A 21304-nucleotide genomic window follows, 5' to 3' on the forward strand; every position below is an offset into this window, starting at 1 on the left:
GGGTCGCTGTCCGTGACACAGCCCGTACGGCTGGCATCTGCTCTGCTTCACTGCAGGTGACGTCGGGTCGGCTCGATGACGCTGGGTGGCTCACCCGGCCGGTGCCGCGGTCAGGCGTCGGTCGAGGCGGCGTCGATTGGCCGGCAGGAGGAGCGGACGACCAGCTCGGTGGGCAGTCGGATGTGGGTGTCCCGCTCCACGCCGGCGATCAGGTCGACGAGCAGGCGCAGCGCCTCGGCACCCATCCGTTGCAACGGTTGCATTATCGTCGTCAACGGCGGGTTGACGAGCGCCGATTCCGGGATGTTGTCGAAGCCGATCACGGACAGGTCGGCGGGGACCGCCAAGCCCATGCTGCGGGCGACATCGATCGTGGAGATGGCGGAGAGGTCGTTTCCCGCGAAGACCGCGGTCGGTCGGTCGGGCAGGGCGAGCAGTTCGGCGGCGGTTTCGGCGGCGCTCTCGACGCGGAATCCGCCGACCCGGACCAGACGCTCGTCCACCGTCACGCCCGCGTCGGCCATGGCCTGCCGGAAGCCCGCCTCGCGCAACCGGGACGATTCGAGGTCGGCGCGTCCACTGATGTGCCCGATGCGGCGGTGGCCGAGCGACAACAGATAATTGGTCGCGAGGACGGCGCCGGCGAAGTTGTCGGAGTCGACGGTCGGCAGACCGGACGGACCGGTGTGCGGGTCGACGGCAACCACGTGGAAGCCCTGCTTGGTCTCCACCACGGTCGGCGTGACGATCACGGCCCCGTCGATGAGCGTTCCCGACAACCGGGCCAGTGACCGGCGTTCCCAGCCGACGGACGTCCCGGCGCCGTCGCCGCCAGAGTACGCCAGCAGTTGGTAGCCGGTGCCGGCGACCTCCACCGAGGCGCCCTTGAGCAACTCGGTCGAGAACGGTTCGAACTCGGCGACCAGGATGCCCAGCACGTTGGTGCGATGACTGCGCAGGCTCTGTGCGCCCAGGCTGGCCTCGTAGCCGAGTTGGCGGATGACCTGCTGGACCCGTTCCACGGTCGCCTGTGCCACTCCGTAACGGCCATTCACAACCTTGGACACGGTCGCCACGGAGACGCCGGCCGTGCGGGCTACGTCCGACATCTTGACACGCTGGGGAAACGCCACGTCGATGATGATAGAGGGCCGTCGGGCCTGGTACGCGGGTGAGTCGAAAACGTTATCGACACCGATTGACACAGGGTTACGTGACTGTAAAACTCGCCGTCAGGCCGAGCACCCGACTGATTGGTCGAGGAGACATCGATGGCTATAAAGCGTCGTGCAAGCACCTTTCTAGCACTGTCCATGACAACCGCACTACTCGTCGCCGGCTGCAGTGGCGGCGGGGAGAGCGAGGAACCTGCCGAGAGCGAGCTGTTCAAGAACCCGGTGACCCTGACCTGGTGGCACAACGCCTCCCAGGACGGAGTGGGCAAGGAGTACTGGGCGAAGGTCGCCAAGGACTTCTCCGACAAGCACCCGACGGTCACGATCGAGATCGAGGGCATCGAGACCAACCAGCTCCAGCGCACCCGGCTCCCTGCCGCGCTGCTCAGCAACGACCCGCCGGACATCTTCCAGGCGTGGGGCGGCGGCGAGATCCGCGAGCAGGTGGAGGCCGACTACCTCAAGGACATCACCGAGCAGGTCAAGGACGAGGTTGCCAACATCGGCAGCGCGGCCGAGATCTGGGCGGTCGACGGCAAGCAGTACGGCCTGCCGTACCGGATGGGTATCGAAGGCATCTGGTACAACAAGGACCTGTTCGAGAAGGCCGGCATCGCCGCTCCGCCGACCACCTTCGACGAGCTGAACGACGCGGTCACCAAGCTCAAGGCGATCGACGTCATCCCGATCGCCGTCGGCGCCGGTGACAAGTGGCCCGCCGCGCACTGGTGGTACAACTTCGCGCTGCGCGCCTGCTCGGTCGACACCCTGCGGAAGGCTTCCCTCGAGAACGTCTTCGACGACCAGTGCTTCGTCAAGGCCGGTCAGGACCTGAAGGCCTTCATCGACACCAAGCCGTTCCAGAACAACTTCATCGCCACGCCGGGTCAGAACGACCCGACCAGCGCCAACGGCCTGCTGGCCAACGGCAAGGCCGCGATGGAGCTGATGGGTGACTGGAACAAGGGCACCCTGGACAACGTCGCCGCCGACAAGGAGGCGATGAACAAGTTCATCGGCTGGTTCCCGGTTCCGGCCATCACCGGTTCCGCCGGTGACCCGAAGGCGGCCCTCGGCGGTGGCGACGGGTTCTCCTGCGCCAAGAACGCCCCGGCCGAGTGCGTCGAGTTCCTCAAGTACATCGTGAGCCCCGAGGTGCAGAAGGGCTACGCCGAGACCGGCACCGGCCTGCCCGTCGCCAAGGGCGCCGAGGACGGCGTCAAGGACCCCGCCCTCAAGTCCATCCTGGAAGCCACCACCAGCGCCACCTACGTGCAGCTCTGGCTGGACACGGCCTTCGGTAGCACCGTCGGTAACGCGATGAACGACGCGATCGTCGCCATCTTCGCTGGCAACGGCACCCCCGAGAAGGTTGTCGAGGCCATGAAGGCGGCCGCGCGCAAGTGACGTCGATCAACCCGACCCTGGACCCCGCCGGCGGCGCATCCGCGCCGCCGGCGGGACCCCGGCCTGCCCGGCGCTCGTCAGCTCGGGCCGCCGAGACCCGACGCAAGTGGTACGAAATCATCGGGCTCACGACACCAGCCGTGATCGTCTACGTGATGTTCGTGCTGGTCCCGATGGGCTTCGCCTTCTACTACAGCCTGTTCCGTTGGCGTGGCGTCGGACCCCCCACCGACTACGTTGGCTTCGACAACTACGTCCTGGCCTTCCAGGATCCGATCTTCCTTGACGCGCTGCGCAACAACGCGATCATCGTTTTCGGGTCGCTGCTGATCCAGGGGCCGATCGCCCTGGGCGTGGCCCTGCTGCTCAACCGCCACTTCCGCGGCCGGACGGTGTTCCGTCTGCTGGCGTTCGTGCCGTACGTGCTCGCCGAAGTCACCGTCGGCATCATGTGGAAGCTGCTGCTCTCCGACGCCGGCACGGTCAACGCGATGCTGGAGTCGCTCGGGCTAGGTAGCGTGGTGCAGGCGTGGCTGGCCGACCTCGACCTCGTCATCTGGACGCTGCTGGCCATCCTCACCTGGAAGTACGTCGGTTTCGCCATCATCCTCCTGCTCGCCGGCCTGTCGAACGTGCCGCAGGAGCTGAACGAGGCTGCCGCCATCGACGGTGCGAGCTGGTGGCAGATCCAGCGTCACGTGACGCTGCCGCTGCTGGGGCCCACGATCCGGATCTGGATGTTCCTGTCCATGATCGGCTCGTTGCAGGTCTTCGACGTGATCTGGGTGACCTCCGTGCCTGCGGTGCGGTCGCTGGGTGCGTCGGCCACCATGGCGACGTACATGGTGGACAACGGGTTCTTCGCTCGCCTGTGGGGCTACGGCAACGCGGTGGCGGTCATCCTGTTCGCCATCTCGTTCGTCGCGGCGGTGCTGTTCCAGCGCTTCCTCCTGCGTCGTGACATCGAGGGCGCCATCACCAGAAAGGCAAACTGATCGTGGCCGCGAACGCCGTCCTTTCTCCAACCGCCAAGCGTCGCCCGGTGTCCTGGGGGAACCCGCTCACCTACGCGCTGGCGCTCGCGGTCGCAGCCGTGTCGATCACTCCGGTGGTCTACGTGATCATCGGCGGTTTCCGCACCACGCCGCAGATCGTCGCGAATCCGGCCGGACTGCCCGACCCGTGGGTGTGGGACAACTACGCCCGGGTGTTGAGCCAGAGCAACTTCTGGCGGCAGGTGTTCAACAGCGCCGTGGTGTCGCTGGGCACCACGATCGGCGTCGTGGTGCTGGGCGTCTGCGCCGCGTTCGTGCTGGCCCGCTACACCTTCCGGGGCCGTGAGGTGCTCTACACCTTCTTCACCCTCGGTCTGCTGTTCCCGGCCGGCGCGGCGATCCTGCCGCTCTACCTGATGCTGCGTGACCTGAACCTGATCAACTCCTACTACGCGGTGATCCTGCCGCAGGTCGCCTTCGCGCTGCCGCTGACGATCGTGATCCTGCGACCGTTCCTCACCGCCATTCCCCGCGAGTTGGAGGACGCGGCCGCCATCGACGGCACCGGCCGGCTCGGCTTCCTCTGGCGCATTCTGCTGCCCCTGTCGCGGCCGGCGCTGGTCACGGTCGGTATTCTCGCCTTCGTCACGAGCTGGAACGCGTTCCTGCTGCCGCTGTTGGTGCTCGGTGACGCGAGCCTGCACACCCTGCCGCTGGGCGTGCAGAACTTCTCCAGCCAGTACACCTCCGACACGGCGGGAATCCTCGCCTTCACCTCGCTGGCGATGCTGCCGGCGCTTATTTTCTTCACGTTCGCCGAGAAGCAGATCGTCGGTGGCCTCCAGGGCGCGGTCAAGGGCTGAGCGGCAGCGGCACGAACACAAAAGGGGTAACACAGCATGACTGAGGTCCGCGAGGTCGTGGGCGGGTCGGCACCGGTGCCGGCCCAGACAGGATCGGGCCCTGGCCGGCCCAACCGGTACGGGTCCGACGGCGAGACGCGCGTCCGTGAACTGCTCGGTCGGATGACGATCGAAGAGAAGGTCGCGCAGCTCGTCGGGTTCTGGGAGAAGGCGGAAGGCGAGGCCGTCGCACCGCTGCAAGGCGAGTTCGGCGACATTGGCCGGCTTGAAGACTTCTCCCGGCACGGGCTCGGCCACCTCACCCGCGCCTACGGCACCCGTCCCGTCGAGGCCGGATCGCGGGCGTCATGGCTGTGGAAGTTCCAGTCCGACCTGGCGACGGGGACCAGGCTCGGCATTCCGGCGATCGTGCACGAGGAGTGCCTGACCGGGCTCTCGGCGTGGAAGGCGGCGACCTTCCCCACCCCGCTGGCATGGGGCGCCGCCTTCGACCCCGACCTGGTCACCGAGATGGCCGCGGCGATCGGGGCGTCGATGCGGGCACTCGGTGTCCATCAGGGACTCTCCCCGGTGCTCGACGTGATCCGTGACCCCCGCTGGGGGCGGGTCGACGAGTGCATCGCCGAGGACCCCTACCTGGTCGGCACCCTCGGCACGTCGTACGTGCGCGGCCTCCAGTCGCAGGGCGTGCACGCCACGCTCAAGCACTTCGTCGGCTACTCCGCCTCACGCGCCGGGCGCAACTTCGCTCCGGTGCACGCCGGGCCGCGCGAACTGGCCGACGTGCTGCTCGTACCCTTCGAGATGGCGCTCCTCGACGGCGACGCGCGCTCCGTGATGCACTCCTACGCCGAGATCGACGGCGTACCCGTGGCCGCCGATCCGACCATGTTGACCGGCTTGCTGCGGGACAAGTGGGGCTTTGACGGCACGGTGGTGGCCGACTACTACGGGGTGGCCTTCCTGAACCTGCTGCACCAGGTCGCCGGTGACCACGCGGACGCGGCCGTGCAGGCGCTGACCGCCGGTGTCGACGTCGAGTTGCCGACCGGCGACGCGTACCTGACCCTGGCGGATTCGGTGCGTGCCGGCCGACTCGACGAGTCGGTGATCGACCAGGCGGTGCTGCGGGTACTGCGACAGAAGCTGGAACTCGGGCTGCTGGACGCCACCTTCACCGACGAGCCGGTCCAGGCGATCGATCTCGACTCGCCGGAGCACCGGGCGATCGCCCGCCGCCTCGCGGAGAAGTCGATCGTCCTGGTCGCCAACCAGGACGCGTTGCCGCTGCCGGCGGGTCGCCGGATCGCGGTCATCGGGCCGAACGCCGACCGGCAGAGTGCGCTCTTCGGGTGCTACTCCTTCCTCAACCACGTGCTCGTGCAGCATCCCGACGTGGAGACCGGCATCGAGGTGGCGACCGTCCTCGGCGCGCTGCGCACCGAGTTCGGCGCTGACCTGGTCACCTCGGCCCAGGGGTGCGAGGTGGACGACGACGACCGGTCCGGCTTCGACGAGGCGGTGGCCGTGGCCGCCGCGGCCGATGTCGCCGTGCTGGTCGTCGGCGACCACGCGGGCCTGTTCGGGCGCGGCACGGTCGGCGAGGGCTGCGACCGGGACGATCTGGAACTGCCAGGTGTGCAGCGGGAGCTGGTCGAGGCGGTGCTGGCGACGGGCAAGCCCGTCGTCCTGGTGCTGCTCACCGGGCGGCCGTACGCGATCGACTGGGCGTTGAGCCGGTGCGCCGCGGTGGTGCAGACGTTCTTCCCCGGAGAGGAGGGCGCCGGTGCGATCGCCGGGGCGCTCTCCGGGCGCGTCAACCCGTCGGGCCGGCTGCCGGTCAGCCTGCCCCGGTCGGCCGGCGCGCAGCCGTACTCGTACCTGCATCCGACGCTCGGCGACGGCAACGAGGTGACCAACCTGCTGGCGACGCCCGCGGCGCCGTTCGGTCATGGTCTGTCCTACACGACGTTCGAGTACGCGGATTTGACGGTGCCGGCCACGGTGCCCACCGACGGGGCGTTGACGGTGAGCGTGCGGGTCACCAACAGCGGCGCGGTGGCCGGCGACGACGTCGTCCAGCTCTACGGTCGGGACCTGGTGGCGTCGGTTACCCGGCCGGTGGCGCAACTGCTCGGCTACCAGCGGGTCCACCTGGCGCCGGGCCAGTCGGTCACGGTCACGCTGACGGTGCCCACCACCCGGCTGGCCTTCTCCGACCGTACGCTCACCCGCGTGGTGGAGCCCGGCGACGTCGACCTCTGGGTCGGCACGAGCGCACGCCGGGACGTCGAGGCGTCGACCACGTTGGTCGGCGACGTCGCACCGGTCACCAACGCCTCCGCCCGCTGGACGACCACAGAGATCAGCTGACCCCGTGCCGGCCGGCCATCGCCGCGATGGTGGCCGGTCGGGCGATCCAGGGCAGTTCCCGGTCACCGGGAACTGCCCTGGTGCACATCGGCAGACGAGCAGCGAGACGGGGACGCCGTGGACCGCCCGGTCAACCGTGCGGGTCCGGTTCGGCGCGTAGGGCGGTGGTGGCCCGCACCGCCTTGACGATCGCCGGCACCGCGCCGATCAGCAGGACCAGCGCCCAGACGAGCGCGACGATCGCGAAGACGAGGGCGCCCACCGAGTCGAGGATGCTCACCAGGATCACCGGCACCAGGTGATGCAGGAACTCCAGCACCACAGTGCAGAGCAGACTGGTCAGGATCAGCAGGACCAGGCCCTTGTGCTGGAGGAACCTCGGTTGGGCCACGATCAGCAGCCCGGCCCAGGCGAGCTTGAGCAGCAGCACCAGACCGAGCAGCACGGCGGCGTCACCAACCGGAAAGAACCCCCACAACGCCAGGTACGCCAGCGTGCCGAACGGCGGTGCCAGGAACAACGACACCATGATCGTCAGCTCGATGAAGGCGAGCACCAACGCCAGGACGGCCACGATGATCAGGATGATGGAGAAGACCAGGGTGCCGACGCCCTGGACCCGGCCGTGCAGCCGTTCCGGTAGCACCAGGCCCAGACAGAACAGCCCGGTCGTCCAGAGCGCCGCCGCGTCGACAAGCGCCAGGTAGCCGGTACCCCGACCGGACGGCTCGCTGACCTGTCCTACCTCGCCGACCTCGACACCGAGGTCGGCGGCACTGCCGACCAGCGCCGCGCCGGCGTCACCGCCACCCAGCAGCAGCCCGGCCCCCACCTCCAGGTCGACCGCCAGCACCAACGCCAGCATCGCCAGCAGCAGGAACGGTTTGCGCAGCGCATCCATCCCGACCTCCCGCCTCAGTCCCGCGCGATCGTGACGAGGCACCCGACCGGGCAACTCACCAGCACCGTGGTGGCCCGGTCGACGGCGACGCGGGCCACGGCACCGCTGCCGTCGACGGCGGGCTGCACCTCGTCGGTGACGGTGACGTCGGCGTCACCCGGTGCCGTGGCGCGCACGCTGAACGCCTGCGGGCTGCGCAGCACCAGGAGGCGCAGCCCACCCGGGTCGGCGATCCGCAGCTCACAGCGGCGGTCGACCACCAGTTGCCCGGTGGCCTCGGCGCAGTCCGCAGCCACACCGGCCGGATCGACGGTGCTTCGCCCGCCGCCGGCCCGGCCCAGCAGGTCGACCAGCGGATGCCGGGCCGCCGGGTCACCCCGGTCGTCGCGACCCGCGCCCACCGCCACCGCGAACAGCACCACCAGCAGTACGCCCAGCGCCGCCAGCAGCGCCTTCTGCTGCCCGCTCATGACGGCACTTCGCTTCGCTGCGTGTCGTCATGAGGCACCACCGCGCTGAGCTGATGATTCGCTCGCTGCCGCTCGCTCATGACGGCACTTCGCTTCGCTGCGTGCCGCCATGAGGCACCACCGCACTGAGCTGATGATTCGCTCGCTGCCGCTCGCTCATGACGGCCTCCGTACGCCTCGCCCGCTGGCCGACCACGAGGCTTGCCGGCCGGATCGTCGACAAGCGTCACGGCCGGTCATCTCTGGTCGTCCGGCGTGACCTCGGTGAACCGGAGCATGTCGATGCCCGCGAAGTAGCGGTTGGTGCTCTGCGTCTTGCCGATCGCGACCAGGGTGATCTCATGCGGCCCGGGACCGAGCCGCACCCGACCCACGTCGACCCAGTCGGTGACCTGCACCTTCGGGGTGAACCCGAGGAACGGGTCGCCCACCTGCCGGCCGTCGATCAGGAAGACCGTGTTGGCGTAGTCGAACGAGGTGGTCAGCACGGCGGAGAACTGCCAGGTCGCCTCGGCGGGCAGCTCCATCGTCACGGTCACCCGGTCGTTGATCGCCTGGCCGAGGAAGAACAGCTGAGCGTCCTGCGACCAGCTCACCTCGCAGCAGTTCGGCTGCACCACCACCGTGGCCCTGGAATTCGACGGCGACTCGACCCGGGCCCCGCTCACCAGCGTCTCCGCCTCGACGGTCACCACCCGGGCCGGCGGTGGCGGCTCGTCGTCCCGGGCCACCAGGAACACCACCACCGCCGAAACCACCAGCACCAACGCCGCCGCCGCGGCGATCCAGGGCCAGGGCGTACGCTTCGGCGCCGCCACCGCGCGTACCTCGTAGGTGACCCGACCACTGGAACGGGAACTCTCCTCCGGCGCGGTGTTCGCCGAGTACGCGAACCCGGTCATGTCGTAGCGCCGGGGTGGCGTGCCCGGCGGCACCGCCAGGCGGACCAGGAACGACACCGAGCCCTGGCCCGGCACCACCCGCTGTGGCTCGGTGACGGTGAACCACGACCGTTGCGTACCCTCGCCGGGTGCCACGTCGAACACCACGGTGTCCGGCGCGACGCCCGGGTTGGAGACGGTGAAGGTCAACTCACCGGCGTTGCGGACGTCCAGGGTGAACTGCTCGGCAGCGGCGACGACGGTCCATTCGGTGGTCATGATGGCTCCTCGACAGTGATCTCGGCGGTGACGGCGGCCGGTTTCTCCGCGGCCACGATGCGGTCGACCAGCGCCACCTGGTCGGCGGCGTCCGCGGGCACCCGGACGACCAGGTGAAAGGGCCGGTCGGCCGGCTCGTCGAGGACGAAACCGGTGACCCCGGTGGCCAGTTCCAGGGCTGTGCGCAGACCGTCCGGCGTGCCCCGCCAGGCGGCCAGTGCGGCACCGTGCGCCACCAGATCGCGCAGCCGGTTCAGCGGCAGCGGCAGGGCAACGTCCCGCCGGGGCGCGGTGACCAGATGGTCCATGGCCACCCACCGGGCCAGGTACGCCACCATCGACGCCGGCGCCCGGTACGGCCCGAAGAGCGCGTCGACCTCGGCCAGGACGGCCTCGTCCGGGGCGTGCAACGCCTCCATCACGTCCAGCAGCGCCCACAACACGCTGCCCGGCACGGCCGCCCGCTGGTAGGCCGCGGGCAGCAGCCGCTCAATGGCCGCTCGTCGCATCCTGCCGCACCACCTCGATGTCGTGCTCGCCGGAGCAGAGCAGCCAGGTGTCCGGGACGGTCACCACGTCGGCCGTGGACTGGTTGGCGCTGGCCGACCACTGGACCGCCTCGTCGCTGCGGTGCACGCCGCGTTCCCCGCCGGCCAGCACCAGGCGTTCCGCCGCGCCGGTGGCGGCGATCGCGTCCACCGGCATGAACCGGGTCCGGTCGCGTAGCGGCAGCCCGCAGTTGACCGACACCGACGTCCACTGCGGCTGCGCGGCGAGGGTGTCCAACCGGAGCACCCCGCCGCTCTGCGTCGCGGCCAGCGCGAGCGAACCGCTGAAGGCGAGATCCCGACAGGTGCCGCCGAGCCAGCCCGCCGACAGCGCCTGCCACTTCACATCGGATTCGAAGAGCCGGGCCCGGAAGCAGCCCTGGCCGGGTTTGTTCGGATCCGGCTCGCCGGCACCGCTCCACAACAGGGTGGCCGGTCCGTCGTACTGCACGGCGAGGACCCGATTGTCGACGTTGGCCAGACCCACGTGGCTGAAACTGCCGGGGCGGCCGGCGTTGGTGGACAGGTACACGCCGAAGCCGGCCTGGGCGGCCACCGCCACCCCGGCCGCGCCGCGCTCGGAGACGAACGCCCGCACCGCGTAGAAACCCCGGTCGGCATCGGCCGGATCGACCAGGATCTGCAACGGCACCGCACCCGGCAGCAGGGACACCTCGTACAGGCCGGTGTCGGTGGCGACCAGCAGCGCTCCCGCGCCGTCCCGGTCGATCCAGGCCAGGTCGCCGATCCGCGAGTCCAGGTCGGTCAGCAACGACCACGTCTCACCCAGGTCGGTGCTCAGGTGTACCCGTGACCCGCCGCCGGCGCGTACGGTCGCCACCGCCACCGAACCCGCCCGGGCTGCGATGCCCGGCCGCACCGGCGCGGGCGCCGGCACCACCCGCTGTACGGTCTCCCCGTCGAAGCGTCCCACCGGCTCCCAACCGGCGCCGGCGTTGGTGGAGCGGAACAGCACCGCACCGCTGCCGGCGTACCAGGTGCGGGGCTGGTACTGGTCGGCCGCGAGGGTTCGCACCTGCGTGTCCGGTGCCTCGTCGACCTCGAACCGCACCGACTCGACGTACCGCACCCCCGGCTCGGCATGCTCCAGCAGGCGGTACACGTTGGACGCCCGAAGTGGCTCGCCGAACGCCCAACCGGTCGGGTTGAGGGGGGTTGGCAGCGGGCTGAGAGTCTGGTGCAGGCGGTCGTGGATACGCCGACGTACCGCGTCGACGTCCTCCTCCCGGCGGACCACCACCCGGGCCCGGATCGACACCGCCTTGTACCGTGCCCAGGTGGCCCGGCAGGTGGTCCCCAGCGAACGGCGATGCTCCAGGTCCGCCTCGACCCGCAGCCGGACCTCCTCCACCTCGTGGTCGCGCAGCGCCGCCACCGGCAGATGACCGCCGGGCCGCGCGCCGTCCGGGACGTGCGGCACCAGCATCACCTCCACCTCGCCGGGGCGGGCGAAGCTGTAGACGGCGGCCCGGGTGAAGGCCCGGGCCCGGCTGACCCCGCCGGAGGCGGTGGCCAGCACCTCGAAGTCCCGGGCGGTCACCGCGCGCTGCTGAGCGAAGAAGGCGTACGGTCCGCGCAGCAGCACCGACTCCATGGCCTCCATCTCCCGCCCACCGGCTGCCGGCAGTGGGTTGACCACCTTCACTCCCGGCAACGGGTCACGCAGGTTGGTGAGGGTGCCGGCGGCCACGTTGCCGGCCGGTCCACCGCCCGCGCGGTACCACAACCGAACCTGCCGCCCGGCCGGTGGCACCGCCGCGACCGCGCCGTCGCCGAAGGTCAGCGCCGCAGCGTCGGTGGCCCGCAGGTCCAGCGCCGGGGCGAAGGTCACCGTGCCTGAGCACCGGTCCACCAGGTACGCCTTGTCCTGCGGGCCGAGGCCGGCGAAGCTGTCCACCACCCGCCAGATCTCGAAGGTGCGTCCGTCGTGTTCCCGAGCCGCGGCGCCCAGTTCCACCGACCCGGTCGGCACCTCGACACCGAGCAGCAGGTCCAGCGGTTCGGCGGTACGCGCCAGCGGCGCACGTGCGGCGCGCAGCACCTGACCCGGCTGCCCGGTACCCACACCCAGCAGTTCCGCCTCCACCGGCTCGCAGTGGTGCATCCGGACCGTCACCTCCCGCTGCCCGGCGGAGAGCAGCGCCGGCTCGCAGGTGACGAAGACCGCTGGCCGTGGATCAGCTCCCCGGGCGGCGGCCACCCGGGTGCCGGCCGGGATCCGCAGCGGGGCCTCGTCCGTGCCGGTGCGGGTGAACCGGACGTCCGCCCAGGCCGCCGCCGGTGGGTGCCGGGTCACCCCGAGCAGGTTGAGGAAGGAGACGTACGCCTTCTCCGGCAACTGGTTCAGCCGGTAGATCATCACCTCGGTGAGATGCGCGAACGCCTCCAGCAACGCGACACCGGGGTCGTGCGCGGACAGGTCGGTCCACCCGGGGCAGGACTGCCGGATCCGGTCCCGGGCCTCGGTGACCAGATCGAGGAAGGTCCGGTCGTCCAGGTGCGGCACGGGCAGGGTCATCGTGCCTCCTCGGTGTCGGCGTCGGGACCGGTCGCCGGCCCGGCGGACGGGTCGTCGTCGGCGGGCAGCAGATCCACCGAGAAGACCAACTGACCGGGGGTGAGGCTGGCCCGGATCCGGTAGTCCAACCGGATCACCAGACGCCACGGGTCGTCCGGATCCGGTCCGGCGTCGACGTCGAGCACGTCGACCCGAGGCTCCCAGCGCGCGATGGCCGCGCGGACATAGTGGATGGCCAACCCGGCGGTGGTGTCGTCGTTCGGCGCGAAGACCAGCCGGTGCAGCCGTGAGCCGTACCCGGGTCGCATCAGGCGCTCGCCCGGCGTGGTGGACAGCAGCAGGAACAACGCCTGGCGTACCGTCTCGTCGCCGTCGGTCATCGCCAGGCCGCCGGCCGCGGTCAGTCCGAGCCCACCGCCCTGACCTGGGTCGAAGCCGGCACCGACGAACCGGAACGCCCTCACCGGTCGGCCCCCACGAAACGCTGCCGGGGATCGCGTACCCCGTAGGTGAACTGGCCCGGCGGGCTGCCGTTGGTGAACCCGGACAGGTGCGACAGCACGATCCGCCGACCGCCGACGCGGACCCAGTCGCTGTAGCCGGCCCGCACCGCCTCGGTGCCGGTGCACGGCTTGACCGTGGCGCCGTAGTTCGGGCAGGCGACGATCTCCCGGCCCTTCGGGTCGTCGGCGACCAGGACCGGTACGCCGGCCACCGCGACCCACGTCTGGGACGCCCGGTTGCGGACCCGGCCGTCGTGGCTGCACCTGATCACCGAGTCACGGTGGATCCAGCGCATCAGCCGCCTCCTTCGTAGTGGGTACGGGCGAGCATGCGGGCCCGCTCGGCGGCGGTCCCCGGGTCCTCGACGGTCTCGGCGTGCAGGAAGTCGACGCTGCGGGCCCGGACGACCATCGCCCGGCCCGGCGCGGAGAGCACCAGATCGGTCGCGGCGTGCAGGGTGGTCAACTCCGGGGTCAGTTCTAGCCAGCTGCCGGCGTCGGTGCTCAGCCGCAGGCTGCGCGTCACGTCGTCGACCACCACCTGCTGGCCGCCGGCGGTCCGCAGCGACCAGCGTCGGGCCCGCCCGTCGTCGATCCCGGTGTCGTACGGCTCGACGGTGCCGAACAGCGAGCCGAGCACCACGCCGGAGGCCGGCTCACCGCCGGGCAGCGCCACCAGCACGTTGTCCTGCGGATCGGGCAACGTGACCAGCCCCTTGCCGCGCCCGGCTCCCGGGCACAGCACCGCCAGCCAGCCGGCGTCCGCGTCCCCGTACGCGGGCAGCTTCACCCGTACCCGGCCCAGACCGTCCGGGTCGGTCACGTCGGTGACGGTGCCGAGGGTGACCACCGCCGGTGCCGGTGACGCGGTGCGCGGCGCGGGTGGCGGCCCGGTGGAGAAGCGGCTCAGGTGACCGTTCGCGTCGACGGTGTGGATCACCTCCGTCAGCACGTACGTCCCGGACACCGGCTCGGCCACCCCGGTCAGCTGGATCCGACGGCCGGGCCGTAGCGCGCACGTGCCCTCGGCCGTTCCGTCGGCGGTGACCAGTGCGGCGGCCCGGACGTCGAGCCGGGCCTGGGCCAGTGCGGCGATCTCGTCGTCGCTGCGTCCCGGCTGGTCCAGGGCGGTGCGGGTGCCGTCCGCGCCGACATCGGCCGGATCGGGATCCGCCGGGGTGCGGCGTCCGCAGCGGGGGGTGCCGACGCTCTGGGCGATCGGCTCGGCCCGTTGCGGATGCCAGCCCAGCGCCGCACTCTCCCCGGCGGCGCTGTCGGCATTGACCGACAACCGCAGGCCGTGCACGTCGCGGCCCAGCTCCAGAACGATCGGCTCGCCGTGCCCATCCAGCGTGATCAGTCGCAGCACGTCACCGTCGACGCTCAGGTGCAACCCGGCTCGTCCGGCCACCTCGACCAGCAGATCCAGATCACTGGGTCGGTGGTGCGGCAGCCGGTCCAGCCGTGGACCGTCGACCTCCGCCTCGACGCGCAGTCCGAGGTCGGCGCAGAGTTGCCTGGCCAGCTCGGCGGCGGTGACCGACTCGAAGACCTGCATCCGCTGCCGCTTGCGCAGCCGGTGCAGCAGGTCGTACCCGCGCACCCGCAGCGTGGCCGTGCCGTCGGCGGCGTACTCGACCTCGACGGCGGTGACCTCCCCAATGAACAGCGCCTCCGGGTGCCCGTCGAAACGGACGTCCAGGCTCGCGCCGACGTGCGTCGACCCGGTCAGCGCGGCGGTGCCGGGGCTGGTGCGCAACGCCACCTCGCACTGGGTGGGCTGGTTCAGGCGGGCGGCCACCCGTACCGAGGTGACCCGGCCGGCCACCGTGTCGGGCAGCGATCTGCCGTCGAGCAGCACGGTCGGCGCCCGGGGCGCGGTGGCGGTCACGACCCGATCCCGGGCGAGCTGGTGGACGCTGCCTCCGCCGGTGCGGTGCCGGACAGCGGCGGGACGGCGAGCGCGGTGCCGGCGGGCACGGCCAGCGGATCGATGATCCGGTTGTGCTCGGCCAACAGCCGCCAACGCAGGGGAGAGCCCAGCGCGTCGTGGGCGAGCAGGTCGAAGCGTACGCCCGTGTTGTCGGCGGCGGCGGTGCCATCGCCGGCGGCCACCACGGCCGTGCCCGGCGCGACGGTGGGGGTTTCTGCGGCGGCCAGTTCCTCGGCGAATCCCTCCTCGGCGCGGCGGGCGTCCTCCGCCACCCGGACCAGCTTGAGCCGCAGCCAGGAGCGGCGCGGCGAGCCGGTGGCGGTGAACGCGTCGAAGCGTTCCGCCACGGCGACGATCACACCGGGCACGTTCCAGGTCTTGCCCCAGACCATCCGCACCAGGGGTGGGCGCAGCCAGCCGTGTTCCACCGCCGAGTTCTCCGCCAGCATCCAGAGCGGTCGGGTGAGCGCCCGAACGTCGGTGGGACGGACCTGCCCCTCGGCGAAGTCGATGTCGAAGAGCAGGTCCAGCACGAGTTCGGTACGTCCACCGCCGGTGAAGAGCAACGGGTCGTCGGCCAACCCGACGCCGGTGAGCGGGCCGTCCGAGCCAGCCCGCTGACGTACCCCGGCGAGACGGGTCACCTGCACGGTCTCCGGGTTGAGCAGGCAGTCGATCCGTTCTCCGGTGTCGATGAGGAAGGCCACCCGTTGCATCAGTCACCTGCCTGTTCACCGTCGAGGCGTCGCAACCGGTGCTCGTCGGCTCCGGACGGCTCGGGGACCGACCACAGTGCCCGATCGTCGGGGAGGGCCGGCCACGGGTCAGGACCGGCCCGTCCGACGGGTGACGGCTGTGGCGACTCCAGTGCCGGCCAGCGGACGTCCGGGCCCACGGGCCAGCGTCCGTCGCCGGTGGGCAGCCCACTGCCTGGCCAGCGTCCGTCGCCGGTCGAATGCCCGTTGGGGAGCCCACGTCCGCCGCTGGGCCGAACCCGACGCACCGCCCCGCCGTCCCCGCCCGGCAGGCGAGTGTCGGATGGCGGGCGGTGTTCGCCCACCAACCGGAGTGTCGCGGGCTGGCCCACTTGGGCGGCGGGTTGGCCCGGCGGGTCGGCGGACGGGCTGGTTGGGCTGCTGTGTGGGCTCCGTGGGCTGATGGGAGCAGGCGACCGGACCGTCCAGCCTCCCCACCGTCGACGGCCCCTGCTCAGCCCGCTTGACCCACCTGGCCCGACCGGTGCGGCCTGCGCGGCTTGCGCGGCTTGCGCGGCTTGCGCGGCCTGCGCGGCCTGCGCGGCTTGCGTGGCCTGCGGGGCCTTTGGGGCCGTCTTCGGAGCGGGCCGGGAGGTTCCCCTGTGCTCCCTTTGCTCTGCTTCAACCGACGCACTGGTCGATGTCCGGATATCGGACGTCCAGGGTTGCGTGGGGTGAAGCAGAGCAAAGGATGTCGGGGAGTGGGTGGCCGGTGCCGGACCGGACGTCGGGGAGCGTTCCGCCAGGCGGGGGTCGACGGCGTCGGGCGGTCCGGCAGCGGTCGGCGTGCCGGGGCGGTGGGCGTACCCGGTGGGAGCACCAACCGGCGTCACGGGCCGGTGTGCCGGGCCGTCCGCACCACCTTCGTCTCCCGGGTCGGCGGGACAGGCGTCCAGCCGGTCGTCGCCGGCCGGATCGCGGGGATCCGGCTCCTGGTGGTACGCCGGGACAGGTGCGGCCACGGCGTCCGCCGACGGGACGAGGGCCAGATCCCGCAGTAGGCCGGGAGCGTGGGCGGCGACGACCCGTAGCCAGTGCTCGGGTGGCTGCCCCGGCCGCCGGGCCGGATCGTCGGGCGAGTCGACGACGGTGACGACCGCACCATCGATCGTGCCCAATTTCCCGTCCGACGTCGCGGGCGAACCGACCGGCGAGCCCGGGGCGGGGGAGTCGAGTGCGCTGGCGAGACGGTCCACGGCAGCCGCCGCGGACCGGAGCCGCTCGGCGAGCCACCTACGCGGGCGTCGGCGCGGCACCACCGGCCTCCAGTTCCAGGCTCTCGTAGCGCAGCGTCAGTGCCGCGATGGCGATCTCCTGACCGAGCGTGTTCAGGTGGGCTCCGCGCCAGTTGGTCGGCCAAGCGTTGATCAGGTTCCAGCGCAGTACCTCCGCCGTGCCGGCGGCGTCGAGCAGCACCACCGAGACGTTGCGGCGGCTGACCGTGCCCCGAGCGACCGCATGCACCCAGTCCCACAGCTCCCGCGACGCGGTGAGACCGAAGTGCAGGATGACCGGCCCGTACTCCACCTGGCCCGGGACCATCCGGATCCGGTCGTTGCCCTGCTCCCGGTAGGGCACCGCCGGGATGTTCACCTCCAGGCCGCTGACCTCGGTGAAGTGGCCGTTGGTCACGCCGTTGATCAGCAGCTTGAAGTTGTACGCCCGATACGGGTCGACCGGGGTGCCCGGCTGCGGAGTGGCCGTGGTGGGCATGTCAGCCTCCAATCGTCTCGGTCTCGGTGCCGCCGGCCCACTGGCTCAGCTTGAACACCACGAACTCGGCGGGCTTGACCACGGCGATGCCGATGTGGGCGACCACCATTCCGGCGTCACGGACATCGGCCGGGTTGGTCTCCTCGTCGCACTTGACGAAGAACGCCTCCTCGGGAGTACGTCCGAGCAGTGCCCCGTCGCGCCACACCCGGGTCAGGAAGGCACCGATGTCCCGACGGATGGAGCGCCACAACGTGTAGTCGTTCGGCTCGAACACCATCCAGCGGGTGCCGTTGGCGATGGCCTGCTCGATGGCGATGGAGAGTCGCCGGACGTTGAGGTAGCGCCACTCGCTGGCCTCGGCGGCGAGGGTACGGGCGCCCCAGACCCGGATGCCCTCGCCGGGGAAGTACCGGATGACGTTGACGCCCCGGGGGTTGAGCACGTCGTGCTCGGCCCGGGTGACCAGGTGGCCCAGGTCGACCGCGCCCCGAACCGGCTCGTTGGCGGGTGCCTTGTGTACTCCGCGCAGGGCGTCGGTGCGCGCCCAGATGCCCGCGACGTGCCCACTCGGCGGGGTGAGCACCAACTCGCCACTGAGTGGATCGCGGACGCGTAACCACGGGTAGTAGAGGGCGGCGAAGTCCGACTGCCGGGGACGGTGCGACACCGGCCCGCCCCCGCCGCCGGTGCCGGATCCGGCGGGGGCCTCCGACCCGGTGTCGCTCGGTTTCGCCGAACGGCCCGAACCGGGCGTGGCGACCCGGGTGAGGGTGGAGATGTCGTCGATGTCGGGTGCCGGGTCGCAGATGGCGACCATGGTGCGGGTGCGCTCGGCCATGGTCAGCAGCGCCTCGTGCGAGACCGGGTCGTGGAAGCCGGGAGCGGCCAGGATGGAGATCTCGTCGACCGCCTCCAGCAGGTCCAGCCCGGCACGCTTGCGGCCGGTGCCGGAGATGGCGCCGCCTTCGCCGACGTTGACCACCCAGCAGCGGGTGCCACCGTTGTCGAGAAAACCGAAGACGGCCCGGGCCAACGGTGTGCTCTCCACCTGGTCACCGTCGGCGTACAGCCGGAGGAAATCGGTCCAGTTGTTCACCGCGAGGGCCTCGCCGACGTGGGCGTTGCGGTCGGGCGCGACGCCGACGAAGGCCGCCGTGCTGGTGCCGACCGGTCCGATCGGCCGGGCACCACTGGGCACCTCCTCGACGTAGATGCCGGGCGAGAAGTAGGTGGGCATCGGTCCTCCCGTGCTGGTCGGATCAGTGGATCGGCGGCGCGCAGACGATGACGATGTCGGGTTCGGTGGGGTCGACCTCGGCGGTGAGCACCTGCCCCCGGCCGGTGAGTCGGAGCCGGACCGGTGCCGGATGGTCCGGGTCGTGGGGCACGCCGACGATCCGGAAGCGGCCCGCCGGGTCGGTCCGCGTCGCGTACGACTGACCGACGACCTCTACCCGCATCGCCGCGAGGGGCTGCTCGGCCGGGCCGACGACGCGTCCGTCGAAGGTCAGCATCTCCAGCTGCCGCAGCCGCAGTGGTCGCAGTACCGGTGCGGCCGGCTGCGTCGGGTGGGTGACCTGAACCGGTACGTCGATGAGCAACGCCGGCCGGGGCGGTGCCCCGAAGGCCGCCCACAGGGCCGCGTCGCCGGCTTCCAGCACCAGGGTTCGCCCGGCCGCGCCGGTGGCCGCGACGAGCACCCGGTCCAGCGCGGTCAGGGCCTCCGGGCCGCCGGCCGCCAGCAGGTAGCGCACCGTGAGCCGGAACGGTTCGGCGCCGCCGCTGCCCCGGGTCTGCCGGGCCGGCCGGATGTCCAGCGGCCACAGGGACAACCGGTTCGGGTCGGCGTCGGGCCGGGGCGGGCCGACCGGGACGGTGTCACCTGTCGCCCCGGCCAGCCACGCCACCAACTCGGCGGTGGCGGTGGAGATTGGACCGTCGTCGGTCATCGCGGCGGCGTCCCCTGGATCCGGTACGCGATGGCTTCGTTCCACACGTGCGGGTAGACGCCGATCTCGAAGTACCGGGTGAAACGGTTGATGGGTGCCCCCGTGTGGTCGTGGTACAGCAGCCAGACCGGCGCGATGGTGAACAGCACGTAGTTGGCCACGACCAGCGGGATGTACAGCGGGCCGAGCAGCCGGGCCTGGAAGATGTGCACGTCCTCGTGTCGCTGGATACCGGGACCGGAGCCGGCGCAGACCGTGCCGAGCGTGGTGGCGTAGCGGACGGAGACCCCCTCGACCACGTTCACCCGGCAGCTGTGCCGGGAGGTGGCCCGGTCCAGCGAGTGGCCGAACACCAGGTGCAGGGCCAGGTAGATCGCGCCGACGACGGTGTTCGGCAGGCTCCAGGTGTGATCGACGACGAAGAGGAACACGCCGCGCGGGTCGACCGCGTAGACCTCGCCCGCGGCGACGGCCCAGCCGAAGACCGCGCCGACGAGCAGGCCGATGCCCGCGCCGATGAGCAGTCCCACGGCACCGCCGACGAGCTGACCGAGTACGGCGCCCGCGCCCACGTGAACGGCGGCGCTGAGGAATCCGAGGACCATGTCCGGCTCCTCTCAGGCCCAGGAACGGATGAATCGGGGCTCGTTGCCCTGTGCCAACTGGATCGGTGTCGCCTGCCGGTTGCCGGGGGGCAGCTGGTTGATGCCCAGCGCGGCGGAGAAGATGACCAGGCCGTTGAAGAACGCGATGATCCATTTTTCGGCGCCCACCTCGGTGGCGAAGGCCGCGGTGAGGTACGACAGCGCGAGCGCGATGCCCAACGCGATCCACTTGCGGGCCTTGTCGGCGCTCGGGCCGATGAGTCCGCCGATGACGTTGGTGGTGAGCAGCGTCGCGGCGCTGGCTCCGGTGAGGCTGCCCAGGGCCGCCCAGGTGAAGAGATCGTTCATCGCCGATCCCCCTTCGGTGTTGCGTACTGCGGGGTGGGGTGGGTGAGATGCCGCCTGCGGAGGGCGGGCGGCATGCCGGCGGTTAGCCGGCGTCCGGCGGACCGGTATTCGTGGCGGCCGGCGTCACCGGTGTGGATCGGCCGGCCGGGGAGGTGGCGCTCCCGGGCGGTGAGCCGCCGGTCCGGGAGCGGCGGAGCAGGAACGTCACCAGCACCGCGACGAGCAGCAGCACCACCACACCGGCGGTGATCAGCAGCCAGGGGAACCCGCCGCCGGAGTCGGCTTTGGCCGCTGTGGAGGGCCGGGGCGGCGCCTCGGCGACGGCGCGCAGTTCGGCGGGCTTCGGTTCGTTGGGGTTGACCCGCCAGGTGACGGACCGGTCGTTGACCTGACCGCCGGTGCTGGCGTCGAGGACTCGACCGGGGAAGGTCACGGCGATCTCGAACGACATCAGCGACATGAATCGTTCTTGATTCTTGGGGTCCTGCTCGGCCACTTTTCCGCCGTACTTCTTCGGGTCCAGCGGAAGGGTGAACACGTACCGATCCCCGGTACGAACGATGCTCAGACTTTCGCTGTCGAATTGTTCCAGCGGCACGTTCCGATAGTTGATCTGGGAACCGAAGTGGGTGGCGTCCTCGTATGGGGTCTCGGGCCCGGCGGGTAGCGCCGGGATGTTCTGTCGGAGCTCGGCGAAGCCCGCCTCGACCGGCCTGTCGTTCAAGGTCAGGAACTTGCGCTCGGCCGTGAGTAGAAGTTGACCGCTGACCGTGTCGTCGGCGTTGACGGTCAGCCCGGCATTGAGTTGCATGCAGCTGGAAAGGGTCGCCGCCAGCGCGAGACACGCCGCACCGCGAAGTGTCCTGATGCGCCAGAGCCCCGAATTCATGCGCTCAGTGTGTGCTCTTGCCGTCCGAGCCATCAGTCAGCGATCGGTCACATGCAAGTCGCCGATCTTACCGGGAAGCCGTCACATTCGGCCGAGGTTCAGAACCGACGAAATCGATATTCTGAAAGGTTGACCGTAATTCGCGGGCGGACGGACGACGCGGGCGTCGTGAGGA

General features: G+C 70.9%; 21 protein-coding genes. 5 read left to right on the top strand and 16 right to left on the bottom strand.

The features are described 5' to 3' along the window. Window positions 1-110: 110 nt before the first annotated feature. A complete protein-coding gene (locus tag Vlu01_RS04995) occupies window positions 111-1109 on the bottom strand; it encodes a LacI family DNA-binding transcriptional regulator (RefSeq protein ID WP_239095702.1) in 999 nt (332 codons plus the stop codon). A gap of 204 nt (window positions 1110-1313) precedes the next feature. Here Vlu01_RS04995 and Vlu01_RS05000 point away from each other — a divergent pair, with 204 nt between their 5' ends. The 4 genes from Vlu01_RS05000 to Vlu01_RS05015 are packed head-to-tail and all read left to right on the top strand — an operon-like array spanning window position 1314 to window position 6813. After that, window positions 1314-2582: an ABC transporter substrate-binding protein gene (locus Vlu01_RS05000; protein ID WP_239095703.1), complete on the top strand. Its 1269-nt coding sequence runs from the start codon at window positions 1314-1316 to the stop codon at window positions 2580-2582. Next, the gene (locus Vlu01_RS05005) at window positions 2579-3577 is read left to right on the top strand and encodes a carbohydrate ABC transporter permease (RefSeq protein WP_203994639.1); all 999 of its coding nucleotides are present in this window, start codon (window positions 2579-2581) and stop codon (window positions 3575-3577) included. The genes Vlu01_RS05000 and Vlu01_RS05005 overlap by 4 nt, the downstream gene beginning before the upstream one ends. A gap of 47 nt (window positions 3578-3624) precedes the next feature. Beyond that, window positions 3625-4440 (top strand): carbohydrate ABC transporter permease, encoded by an 816-nt coding sequence (locus Vlu01_RS05010; protein WP_239095704.1) that lies wholly within the window; start codon window positions 3625-3627, stop codon window positions 4438-4440. 36 nt (window positions 4441-4476) lie between these two features. Continuing rightward, complete coding sequence (locus Vlu01_RS05015) at window positions 4477-6813, top strand: beta-xylosidase/alpha-l-arabinosidase (RefSeq protein WP_203994640.1); 2337 nt, start codon at window positions 4477-4479, stop codon at window positions 6811-6813. Between the two features lie 130 nt (window positions 6814-6943). Here the strand turns inward: Vlu01_RS05015 and Vlu01_RS05020 are convergent, their stop codons facing one another. From Vlu01_RS05020 to Vlu01_RS05060, 9 genes are all read right to left on the bottom strand, one after another. Then, a complete protein-coding gene (locus Vlu01_RS05020; RefSeq protein ID WP_203994641.1) occupies window positions 6944-7714 on the bottom strand; it encodes a hypothetical protein in 771 nt (256 codons plus the stop codon). A gap of 14 nt (window positions 7715-7728) precedes the next feature. After that, on the bottom strand, window positions 7729-8184 hold the full coding sequence (locus Vlu01_RS05025) for a hypothetical protein (RefSeq protein ID WP_203994642.1): 456 nt from the start codon (window positions 8182-8184) through the stop codon (window positions 7729-7731). A gap of 236 nt (window positions 8185-8420) precedes the next feature. Continuing rightward, the gene (locus tag Vlu01_RS05030) at window positions 8421-9344 is read right to left on the bottom strand and encodes a hypothetical protein (protein ID WP_203994643.1); all 924 of its coding nucleotides are present in this window, start codon (window positions 9342-9344) and stop codon (window positions 8421-8423) included. After that, the gene (locus Vlu01_RS05035) at window positions 9341-9853 is read right to left on the bottom strand and encodes a phage tail protein (RefSeq protein ID WP_203994644.1); all 513 of its coding nucleotides are present in this window, start codon (window positions 9851-9853) and stop codon (window positions 9341-9343) included. Before Vlu01_RS05035 ends, Vlu01_RS05030 begins: the two co-directional genes overlap by 4 nt. After that, window positions 9834-12431, bottom strand: a complete 2598-nt coding sequence (locus Vlu01_RS05040) for a putative baseplate assembly protein (protein WP_203994648.1) — start codon at window positions 12429-12431, stop codon at window positions 9834-9836. The genes Vlu01_RS05035 and Vlu01_RS05040 overlap by 20 nt, the downstream gene beginning before the upstream one ends. Next, window positions 12428-12895, bottom strand: coding sequence for a GPW/gp25 family protein (locus tag Vlu01_RS05045; protein ID WP_203994649.1), 468 nt, complete (start codon window positions 12893-12895; stop codon window positions 12428-12430). The genes Vlu01_RS05040 and Vlu01_RS05045 overlap by 4 nt, the downstream gene beginning before the upstream one ends. Further along, window positions 12892-13230 carry a hypothetical protein gene (locus Vlu01_RS05050; protein WP_203994650.1) on the bottom strand — a complete coding sequence of 113 codons (339 nt, stop codon included), beginning with the start codon at window positions 13228-13230 and terminating at the stop codon, window positions 12892-12894. The genes Vlu01_RS05045 and Vlu01_RS05050 overlap by 4 nt, the downstream gene beginning before the upstream one ends. After that, a complete protein-coding gene (locus Vlu01_RS05055; RefSeq protein WP_203994652.1) occupies window positions 13230-14825 on the bottom strand; it encodes a phage baseplate assembly protein V in 1596 nt (531 codons plus the stop codon). Before Vlu01_RS05055 ends, Vlu01_RS05050 begins: the two co-directional genes overlap by 1 nt. Further along, a complete protein-coding gene (locus tag Vlu01_RS05060; RefSeq protein ID WP_203994656.1) occupies window positions 14822-15583 on the bottom strand; it encodes a CIS tube protein in 762 nt (253 codons plus the stop codon). Before Vlu01_RS05060 ends, Vlu01_RS05055 begins: the two co-directional genes overlap by 4 nt. A 713-nt stretch (window positions 15584-16296) precedes the next feature. Here Vlu01_RS05060 and Vlu01_RS05065 point away from each other — a divergent pair. Continuing rightward, window positions 16297-16623 carry a hypothetical protein gene (locus Vlu01_RS05065; protein WP_203994659.1) on the top strand — a complete coding sequence of 109 codons (327 nt, stop codon included), beginning with the start codon at window positions 16297-16299 and terminating at the stop codon, window positions 16621-16623. A gap of 232 nt (window positions 16624-16855) precedes the next feature. Here Vlu01_RS05065 and Vlu01_RS05070 read toward each other — a convergent pair whose 3' ends face one another. The 6 genes from Vlu01_RS05070 to Vlu01_RS05095 form a co-directional block, all read right to left on the bottom strand. After that, entirely contained in the window at window positions 16856-17335 is a 480-nt protein-coding gene (locus tag Vlu01_RS05070) for a phage tail protein (RefSeq protein WP_203994662.1), read from the bottom strand. 1 nt (window position 17336) lies between these two features. After that, entirely contained in the window at window positions 17337-18575 is a 1239-nt protein-coding gene (locus Vlu01_RS05075; RefSeq protein WP_203994665.1) for a phage tail sheath family protein, read from the bottom strand. A gap of 22 nt (window positions 18576-18597) precedes the next feature. Continuing rightward, on the bottom strand, window positions 18598-19287 hold the full coding sequence (locus tag Vlu01_RS05080) for a carboxypeptidase-like regulatory domain-containing protein (RefSeq protein ID WP_203994669.1): 690 nt from the start codon (window positions 19285-19287) through the stop codon (window positions 18598-18600). After that, window positions 19284-19892: a glycine zipper family protein gene (locus Vlu01_RS05085; RefSeq protein WP_203994672.1), complete on the bottom strand. Its 609-nt coding sequence runs from the start codon at window positions 19890-19892 to the stop codon at window positions 19284-19286. Before Vlu01_RS05085 ends, Vlu01_RS05080 begins: the two co-directional genes overlap by 4 nt. Window positions 19893-19904: 12 nt before the next feature. Continuing rightward, window positions 19905-20240 (bottom strand): hypothetical protein, encoded by a 336-nt coding sequence (locus Vlu01_RS05090; RefSeq protein ID WP_203994675.1) that lies wholly within the window; start codon window positions 20238-20240, stop codon window positions 19905-19907. 82 nt (window positions 20241-20322) lie between these two features. Further along, the gene (locus Vlu01_RS05095; protein WP_203994677.1) at window positions 20323-21129 is read right to left on the bottom strand and encodes an LppM family (lipo)protein; all 807 of its coding nucleotides are present in this window, start codon (window positions 21127-21129) and stop codon (window positions 20323-20325) included. Window positions 21130-21304: the final 175 nt, after the last annotated feature.

This window comes from Micromonospora lutea, assembly GCF_016863535.1.
Lineage (GTDB): Bacteria > Actinomycetota > Actinomycetes > Mycobacteriales > Micromonosporaceae > Micromonospora > Micromonospora lutea.